The 8,588-nt window shown below is 70.6% G+C and carries 9 protein-coding genes and 1 pseudogene; 3 read left to right on the top strand and 7 right to left on the bottom strand.

The features are described from left to right. Positions 1 to 468: hypothetical protein (locus C1J01_RS43370; protein WP_220040407.1), on the bottom strand; the 468-nt coding region annotated here is incomplete at its 3' end. Positions 469 to 540: 72 nt separating this feature from the next. On the opposite strand from C1J01_RS43370, the pseudogene C1J01_RS43365 reads away from it, so the two are divergent. Then, positions 541 to 1,119, top strand: a pseudogene (locus C1J01_RS43365) (Clp protease N-terminal domain-containing protein); the annotation flags it as partial. Here the strand turns inward: C1J01_RS43365 and C1J01_RS43360 are convergent. Then, positions 1,114 to 2,136 carry a GNAT family N-acetyltransferase gene (locus C1J01_RS43360; RefSeq protein ID WP_111184860.1) on the bottom strand — a complete coding sequence of 341 codons (1,023 nt, stop codon included), beginning with the start codon at positions 2,134 to 2,136 and terminating at the stop codon, positions 1,114 to 1,116. The pseudogene C1J01_RS43365 and the gene C1J01_RS43360 overlap by 6 nt on opposite strands. A 174-nt stretch (positions 2,137 to 2,310) precedes the next feature. Here C1J01_RS43360 and C1J01_RS43355 point away from each other — a divergent pair, with 174 nt between their 5' ends. After that, positions 2,311 to 3,912, top strand: a complete 1,602-nt coding sequence (locus C1J01_RS43355) for an amidohydrolase (protein ID WP_111184858.1) — start codon at positions 2,311 to 2,313, stop codon at positions 3,910 to 3,912. A gap of 49 nt (positions 3,913 to 3,961) precedes the next feature. On the opposite strand, the gene C1J01_RS43350 is transcribed toward C1J01_RS43355, so the two are convergent. The 5 genes from C1J01_RS43350 to gap form a co-directional block, all read right to left on the bottom strand. After that, positions 3,962 to 4,306, bottom strand: coding sequence for an RNA polymerase-binding protein RbpA (locus tag C1J01_RS43350; protein WP_111184857.1), 345 nt, complete (start codon positions 4,304 to 4,306; stop codon positions 3,962 to 3,964). 75 nt (positions 4,307 to 4,381) lie between these two features. After that, positions 4,382 to 4,612 (bottom strand): preprotein translocase subunit SecG, encoded by a 231-nt coding sequence (secG, locus tag C1J01_RS43345; RefSeq protein ID WP_111184856.1) that lies wholly within the window; start codon positions 4,610 to 4,612, stop codon positions 4,382 to 4,384. A 99-nt stretch (positions 4,613 to 4,711) separates the two neighbouring features. Beyond that, a complete protein-coding gene (tpiA, locus tag C1J01_RS43340) occupies positions 4,712 to 5,494 on the bottom strand; it encodes a triose-phosphate isomerase (RefSeq protein WP_111184855.1) in 783 nt (260 codons plus the stop codon). Position 5,495: 1 nt separating this feature from the next. Then, the gene (locus tag C1J01_RS43335) at positions 5,496 to 6,683 is read right to left on the bottom strand and encodes a phosphoglycerate kinase (protein WP_111184854.1); all 1,188 of its coding nucleotides are present in this window, start codon (positions 6,681 to 6,683) and stop codon (positions 5,496 to 5,498) included. Positions 6,684 to 6,816: 133 nt separating this feature from the next. Continuing rightward, positions 6,817 to 7,821, bottom strand: a complete 1,005-nt coding sequence (gene gap, locus C1J01_RS43330; RefSeq protein ID WP_111184853.1) for a type I glyceraldehyde-3-phosphate dehydrogenase — start codon at positions 7,819 to 7,821, stop codon at positions 6,817 to 6,819. A 181-nt stretch (positions 7,822 to 8,002) separates the two neighbouring features. Between gap and C1J01_RS43325 the strand changes: the two genes are divergently transcribed. Beyond that, the coding region (locus C1J01_RS43325; RefSeq protein WP_220040406.1) for a hypothetical protein at positions 8,003 to 8,588 on the top strand (586 nt) is incomplete at its 3' end.

Here is an 8,588-nt window from a genome sequence, read left to right as displayed (position 1 = left end):
CGGGACGGGGGCCGGGGCGAAGCCGCTGTAGTGCAGCGGCTTGGCCAACCGGCCGCGGCGGACCTCCTCGGCCGCTCCCGCGTCCACCACGGCGGCGTCGAGGGTCTGGTCCACCTCGGTCCCGGCCGCGGGCGACAGGTCGCCGGACTGCCGGGCCAGCCGCCCCACCCGGGCCGTCACGTCGCCGCGGCGCTGGGTCAGCTCGGCCAGCCGGCCCGCGTCCTGCTCCTCCCAGGCGGCCCGCAGCCGCTCCCCCACGTCGAGCAGCTCGGCCAGCTCGCCGGCGTGCTCCCGGGCGAGACGGTTCACCGCCCAGGCCGACACCGTGGGCTTGCGGAGCTTCGCGATCTCGCGCGACAGCCGTACGTCCCCGGCCTCCTTCGCCGCGCGGGCCTCTGCGGTGCGTGCGGCGGTGAACTCGGACGGCGGCAGCGCGTAGAGGCGGTCGGCCACCTCGTCAAGATCCACACAGGACAAATACCCCGCATCACCGGGTTTCTAGCGCATAGTGGAGACAGGCCCAGCCGAACGGAGGCCCCCGTGTTCGAGCGCTTCACCGACCGCGCCCGCAGGGTCGTCGTCCTCGCCCAGGAGGAGGCGCGGACGCTGAACCACGACTTCATCGGCACGGAGCACATCCTGCTCGGCCTGCTCAAGGAGGGCGAGGGCCTCGGCGCCCTGGTCCTCGGCGGCTGCGGGGTCGAGATCGGCCACGTACGAGGGTTCGTCGAGCGCGAGGTGGGCCGCGGCGCCACGTCGCCCGGCGGGCACATCCCGTTCACACCGCGGGCGAAGAAGGTGCTGGAGCTGTCACTGCGCGAGGCGCTGCAGTTGCGGCACAACTACATCGGCACCGAGCACATCCTGCTCGGCCTCATCCGCGAGGGCCAGGGCCTGGCGGTCCAGGCGCTGACGGACGCCGGGGCGGACCTGGCCGACGTACGCCAGCGGGTGCTCGGCCGGGTGGGCCGCGGCCCCAGGGACCGCCACGGCGAGGCGCTCCACCCCGGCGCCTCCGAGCTGACCGAACGCCTCACCCGCATCGAGGAACGGCTCGACCGCATCGAACGCCACCTCGGCATCCAGGGCGACGAGCCCGAGCAGGAGAAGGGCCTAGGCTGACACCATCGTGGCGACCGGCAGCCGCGCCTCCACGACGCCCGGGTCCTCGCTGTAGCCGAGTGTGGCGCCCAAGGACAGCAGCAGCCTGCGCATCCTCGCATTGTCGGACAACATGGTGGCCCTGACCTCGGCGCAGCCCAGGTCGCGCGCCACGCCCACGAGCATGCGGGCCATCGCCGCGCCCAGACCGCGCCCCTGCCAGCGGTCTTCGACGAGGAAGGCGATCTCCGCGATGCCGGGGTCGGGGGTGAACTGCAGATTGGCCATCCCCACGACCTGCCCGTCGTGCCCGGCGACCAGAGAATATCCCTTGCTCCTGTCGCACAGCTTGTCGAACGTGCGCGGCGGGAGGGCGGGCATGGAGGTGAAGTAGCGGAACCTGCGCGACTCCGGCGAGCACCTGTCGTGCAGGTCGCGCACGGCCTCGCGGTAGATCGCCGTGAGCGGGCGCACGGTGACCTCGGCCCCGTCGGCGAGCTTGATCGCGCGGTCGCCTCCGGTCGGCCCGGGGGCGGGCTGGGCGAGCCGGGCGAAGGAGGCCGCCCTGGCCGCCTCGGTCAGCGTGAACGGCAGCCCCGCCCGGCGCAGGCGGACGGCGCGCCGCTGCGCGACCGGCACGACGAGCAGGGTCGGGTCGGGAAGATCGCTCACGGAGTCACCATAGACCCAGCGGGCGTCGTCCGCGCGCAGCAGCTCGGCCAGCAGCTCGGGCAGCCGCCACGGCATCGCGCGCAGGCGGGAGGCCAGCAGCAGGGCCCTGGTGGGCTCGTCGGTCAGCTCGTGCGCGGTCGCGGGCACGACCTGGACGCGACGGCCACCGGCCGCCTCCAGGGCCTGGCGCACGGTCTCGGGGTGGGCCGGGATGTCGGCGACGAACTCGTCAACGGTGCCGTCGGAGTCGGACTGGACGCTCAGGCCGAGGATGTTGCCGCCTCTGGCCGCCAGGGCCGAGGCCAGCGAGGCCAGCCGGCCGGGTCGCTCGTCCACCGTGGTCCGGATGCGCAGGAATCCCATGGCCATGAGCATGCCGGGCAGCTGTTACGCAGCCGCTAACGATGTGTTTCATTGCGTACTTCGTCGCATGATGTTGCGATTTATCCCTACATAGGCAGATACGTGAGGGTCGTCTCACCGGACTCGGCCACCGGCCGGGCGCGGGACCATGGGGTGACCGAATAAGGAGACCCCATGAACATCCTCTTCCGAGGCGGCCGCGCCTTCACCCCCCGCGGGGTCCTGGCCGAGGCCGTGCTGGTGCGTGACGGCGTGATCGCGGCCGTGGGCCCGGAGGCAGACCTGGCGCGGAAGGCCCACGAGACGGTCGATCTCGACGGCGGCCTGCTGACGCCCGGCTTCACGGACGCCCACCTGCATCCGGTGCAGGCGGGCCTCGAACGCGCAAAATGCGATTTGTCCGAGATTTTCGGCCTTGAGGCGTATATAGAAAAGATCTCTGACTACGCCGCGAAAAATCCGGATAAAGAGTGGATCGACGGCGGCGGCTGGGACATGTCGGCATTCCCCGGCGGGCTCCCCCACCGCGAACACCTCGACTTCCTCGACCGCCCCGTCTACCTGATCCAGCGCGACCACCACGCCGCCTGGGTCAACACGCGCGCCCTGGAGGTCGCCGGCATCACAGCCGCCACGCCCGACCCCGCCGACGGTCGCATCGAGCGTGACGCCGCCGGCGCGCCCACCGGCGTCCTGCACGAGGGCGCCATGGACCTCGTCGGCCTGCTCACCCCCCGCCCGACCGCCCAGGACCTCCAGGACGCCCTGGAGGACGCCCAGCGCCACCTGTTCTCCCTGGGCGTCACCGGCTGGCAGGACGCCATCGTGGGCTCCTACGCCGGCTCCGACGACCAGTTGCCCACCTACCTGGCCGCGGCCCGCTCAGGACGCCTGCGGGCGCGCGTGGTGGGCGCCCTGTGGTGGGACCGCACCCGCGGCCTCGACCAGATCGAGGACCTGGTCGCCCGCCGGACCTCCGCCGAGGGGCTCGACCGCTTCCGCGCCACCTCGGTCAAGATCATGCAGGACGGCATCACGGAGAACTTCACCGCCGCGACGCTGGAGCCGTACTGCCTGTGCGGCGGCACCGGCCTGTCGTACGTCGACCCGGCCAAGCTCAAGGAGTACGTCGCCGAGCTGGACCGCCTCGGCTTCCAGGTGCACTTCCACGCCATCGGCGAGCGCGCCGTGCGCGAGGCCCTCGACAGCCTGGCGGGCACCGACCCGGCCAACCGCCACCACATCGCCCACCTGCAGATCATCGAGCCGTCCGACGTGCCGCGCTTCGCCGCGCTCGGCGTCACCGCCAACCTGCAGCCGCTGTGGGCCACCCACCACGCCCAGATGGACGAGCTGACCCTGCCCTACCTGGGGGAGCCGCGCTCGTCGTGGCAGTACCCGTTCAAGGACCTGCTCGACCACGGCACCCGCTTCTGCGCGGGCAGCGACTGGCCGGTCTCGGACGCCGACCCGCTGCAGGGCATGCACGTCGCGGTCAACCGCACGGAGCCGGGCGGCTCGGTGCACGCCGGCTACCCGACCGCGCAGACGCCGTTCCTGCCCGGTCAGCGCATCGACCTGGCCACGGCCATGACGGCGTACACCGCGGGCTCGGCCTGGATCAACCGCTCCCCGGCCGGGGTGATCGAGCCGGGCCGCCCCGCCGACCTCGTGGTGCTCGACCGCGACCCGTTCGCGCTGCCGCCCGAGGAGATCTGGACGACGCGGGTGCGGATGACGTTCGTGGACGGCGAGCCGGTCCACGAACGCCGCTGACGGCGAAGGGGCCCCGGGCGGTGCGCCCGAGGCCCCTTCGCCTTCGTGCCTACCAGGGGGACTTGTTGTTGCGCAGGCGCTCCAGTGCCTCCTCGAGGATCGCCTTGCCGTCCTTGTCGCTCCGGCGCTCCTTCACGTAGGCCAGGTGCGTCTTGTACGGCTCGTTCTTCGGCGGGGCGGGCGGGGCGGCCTCGTCCTGACCGGCCGGGAGGCCGCAACGAGGGCAGTCCCACAGCTCGGGGATCGCCGCGTCACTGGCGAAACTGGGGCGTGTCTCGTGCATGTTGGCGCACCAGAACGAGACCCGCACTCTCGGAGCTGCCTCGCCGCGCTCGGCCTCCCCCATAGGGCCGGCGCCGACTCGGCTGCCACGGATCGCGTTGCCACTACCCACGGATGAACTCCTCGCTCGATCGCCCCGTGTGCGGACACGGGGGGAGAATCACTGTCACGCGTTACGTTGTTTAGCTCAGGGCCTGAGCAGCAGGCCGAGGGCGATGATGCAGACCAGCCAGATCACGCCCGTGATGACCGTGAGCCGGTCGAGGTTGCGCTCCACCACCGAGGAACCGCCGAAGTTCGACGAGAAGCCGCCGCCGAACATGTCAGACAGGCCACCGCCCTTGCCCTTGTGGAGCAGGACGAGCAGGATCATGAGAAGGCTCGCCAGGATGAGGGCGATGGAGATTCCGATTTCCACGGTATGCCTGTTCCTTCAGTGCTCTGTTACGCGTGACGATTCAAACTTGCCTCTAGAGGGTACGGCCTGTTGTCAAGTCGCACCCCCCGAACGGCTCAGTTAGCCTGGCATATCGGAGAAACGGCAGATCTTCGCGAACTCCCCCGCGTCGATGCTGGCACCGCCCACGAGCGCGCCGTCGACATCGGGTTGAGCCATGATCCCCGCGATATTGCCTGACTTGACCGAGCCACCGTAAAGGATACGGATCCCGGAGGCCACTTCGGCGTCGTAGAGCTCAGCGAGTCTGACTCGCAGGGCCCCGCAGACCTCCTGGGCGTCCTCCGGGGTGGCCACCTCGCCGGTGCCGATCGCCCACACCGGTTCGTAGGCCACCACTATCGATTTTGCCTGCTCGGGCCCGACTTTGCGCAGCGCGCCGTCGAGTTGTCCGAGACTGTACGCGATGTGTCCGCCCTCTTGGCGCACCGCCAGGCCCTCGCCCACGCACAGGATGGGCGTGAGCGAGTGACGCAGGGCCGCGTGCACCTTGGCGTTGACGAGGTCGTCGTCCTCGCCGTGGTGCTGGCGCCGCTCGGAGTGGCCGACGACCACGAACGTGCAGCCCAGCTTGGCCAGCATGGCGCCCGACACCTCGCCGGTGTAGGCGCCGGCGTCGTGCTGGGACAGGTCCTGGGCTCCGTACGCGATCCTCAGCTTGTCGCCCTGGACCAGGGTCTGGACGCTGCGCAGGTCGGTGAACGGCGGCAGGACGGCGACCTCGGCCTTGTCGAAGTCCTTGTCGTTGAGTGCGAAGGCGAGCTTCTGGACCAGCGCGATGGCCTCGAAGTGGTTGAGGTTCATCTTCCAGTTGCCGGCGATGAGCGGCTTCCGCTGTGACAACTCAGTCCTCCAACGCGGCGAGTCCGGGCAGGGTCTTGCCCTCAAGGTATTCCAGGCTGGCCCCGCCGCCCGTGGAGATGTGCGAGAAACCGTCCTCGGGCAGCCCGAGCCTGCGCACCGCCGCCGCCGAGTCGCCGCCGCCCACCACGGTGAACGCGTCGGAGCGGATCAGCGCCTCGGCCACCGCCCTCGTGCCGCCGGAGAACGCGTCGAACTCGAACACGCCCATCGGCCCGTTCCAGAAGACGGTCTTGGCGTCGGCCAGCTTGGTGGCGAACAGCTCGCGCGTCTTGGGGCCGATGTCGAGACCCTCCCGGTCGGCCGGGATGGCGGTGGCATCGACCACGTCGTACGCGGCGTCGGCGGCGAACCCGGTCGCGGCCAGCACGTCGACGGGCAGCACCAGCTCGACGCCGCGCCTGCCCGCCTCGTCGAGGAAGCCGCGCACCTGGTCGATCTGGTCTTCCTGGAGCAGCGAGTTGCCCACCTCGTGGCCCTGGGCCTTGAGGAAGGTGTAGGCCATGCCGCCGCCGATCAGCAGCCGGTCGACCTTGGTCAGCAGGTTGGCGATGACCCCGAGCTTGTCGGAGACCTTGGCGCCGCCCAGCACGACGACGTACGGCCGCTCGGTGTCCTCGGTCAGCCGCCGCAGCACCGCGACCTCGGCCTCCACCAGCCCGCCCGCCGCGTGCGGCAGCAGCCGGGGGACGTCGTAGACGCTGGCGTGCTTACGGTGCACCGCGCCGAACCCGTCGCCGACGTAGAGGTCGGCCAGCCCGGCCAGCCGCTCGGCGAACGCGCGCCGCTCGGCCTCGTCCTTCGACTCCTCGCCCGGCTCGTAGCGGAGGTTCTCCAGGAGGGCGACCTGGCCGTCCTGGAGCGTGTCGACGGTGGCGCGCGCGGCGTCGCCGACCACGTCGCTGGCGAAGGCGACGTCCTGGCCGAGCAGCTCGCCGAGCCGCCGGGCCACGGGCCGCAGCGAGAACTCCGGCTTGACCTGGCCCTTGGGCCTGCCCAGGTGGGCGCAGACCACGACCTTGGCCCCGCGCTCCACGAGGCTGGTGATCGTCGGCACCGACGCCCTGATGCGGCCGTCGTCGGTGATCGTCTCCCCGTCGAGGGGGACGTTGAGGTCGGCGCGTACCAGCACGCGCCGCCCCTTCACGTCGAGATCGTCGAGCGTGCGCATGCTCAAGCTCCCGTTGCTGTGTCGAGGTCCCCGATGTCAATGCGCCCGGTGAGGGCGGTGCGTGACGCGGCGCGGTGCGCCGCGGCCGTCCCGGGGCGCACCTGCCGCGCGCCCCGGCGTGTCGCCCTCGGCATCAGAGGTCGCGGCCCACCAGCTCGATGAGGTCGGCGAGGCGGTTGGAGTAGCCCCACTCGTTGTCGTACCAGCCGACGACCTTGACCTGGTTGCCGATGACCTTGGTCAGGCCGGCGTCGAAGATGCAGGAGGCCGGGTCGGTGACGATGTCGGAGGAGACGATCGCGTCCTCGGTGTAGCTGAGGATGCCCTTGAGCGGGCCCTCGGCGGCGGCCTTGACCGCGGCGTTGACCTCTTCGACGCTGACCTCGCGGCTGACGTCGACGGTGAGGTCGGTGGCCGAGCCCGTGGGGATCGGCACCCGCATGGCGAAGCCGTCGAGCTTGCCCTTGAGCTCGGGCAGCACCAGGCCGATCGCCTTGGCGGCGCCGGTCGAGGTCGGCACCACGTTGAGGGCGGCGGCGCGGGCGCGGCGCAGGTCCTTGTGCGGGCCGTCCTGCAGGTTCTGGTCCTGCGTGTAGGCGTGGATGGTGGTCATCAGACCCTTCTCGATGGTGAAGGTGTCGTGGATGACCTTGGCCATGGGCGCCAGGCAGTTGGTCGTGCAGGAGGCGTTGGAGATGATCGTGTGGCTGGACGGGTCGTAGGCGCCGTCGTTGACGCCCATGACGATGGTGACGTCCTCGTTCTTGGCGGGCGCGGAGATGATCACCTTCTTCGCCCCGTTGTCGGCGTGCACCTTGGCCTTGGTGGCGTCGGTGAACAGACCGGTCGACTCCACGACGACGTCGACACCGAGGTCGCCCCAGGGCAGCTTGCCCGGGTCGCGCTCGGCGAAGGCCTTGATGGACTTGCCGTCCACGGTGATCTCATCGCTCGTGGCCTTCACCTCGTACGGCAGCCGGCCCAGGATGCTGTCGTACTTGAGCAGGTGGGCCAGCGTCGCGTTGTCGGTCAGGTCGTTGACCGCGACGATCTCGATGTCCTTGCCGCTGGCGGCGACAGCGCGCCAGAAGTTGCGACCGATACGGCCGAAGCCGTTGACCCCTACGCGGATGCTCACGGAACCGATCCCCTCGTCAGATGGCGGGCTGAAACCTCAGCACGAACCTTATCTGACCGAAATTGGTTTAGACCACTTCAGGTCCCGCCCTGCGAATCACCGTTCCAAAGACACGTTTTGAGAGGTTCGAGTAAAGTGCCCGACTCGTTGGTGTAAATTCGTGCATTCTCTGGGGGCTGAGATGTCACATAAGCGGTCCGGCCTGGTGCCCGGACTTCTCCTCGGTCTGCTCGCCGCGCTCGTCTGCTCGGCGTGTCTCGGGGCGGCGGTGCTGTTCCAGCGGAGGCTGCCGGAGGTCGTGACGGGGTTCGGGGGCGGCGTGCCGCTCTCCCTGGCCCTGTCGGTCCTCATCGCACTGCTGGTGGCGCTCGCGATCGGCGCCGTGCGCCCGCGCAGCCTCGTCCTGCTGCCGTTCTCCGCCCTGTACGCGGGCGGTGCCGTGGTCGCCGGCCAGATCACCGGCTCGGCCCTCATGATCGGCGCGGCCCTGCGCACGCCGCCCGCGGAGCGCGACGCCCCGGACCTGTCCGACGTCACCGTGGCCACCTTCACCGGCGGCCTCCCCGACGCCCTGTCCCTCTACCGGCAGCCGCTGACGGAGACCTGGGCGGCGTGGCTGTACATCGCCGTGGCGGCTCTCGTGTCGCTCCTGCTCGTCACCTTCAGGGTCCTTCGCGTACGCCGGGCCCACCGCGCCCTCCTGGCCGCCGAGGCGGCGGAGTCGCAGGAGCCCGAGTACCGCGCCCCCTTCGAGCCCGCCCAGCAAC

Source organism: Nonomuraea aridisoli (genome assembly GCF_003236395.1).
Classification (GTDB): Bacteria; Actinomycetota; Actinomycetes; order Streptosporangiales; family Streptosporangiaceae; genus Nonomuraea; species Nonomuraea aridisoli.
The sequence above is the reverse complement of the archived record's forward strand: the minus strand, read 5'-3'. Positions and strand labels throughout refer to the sequence as shown.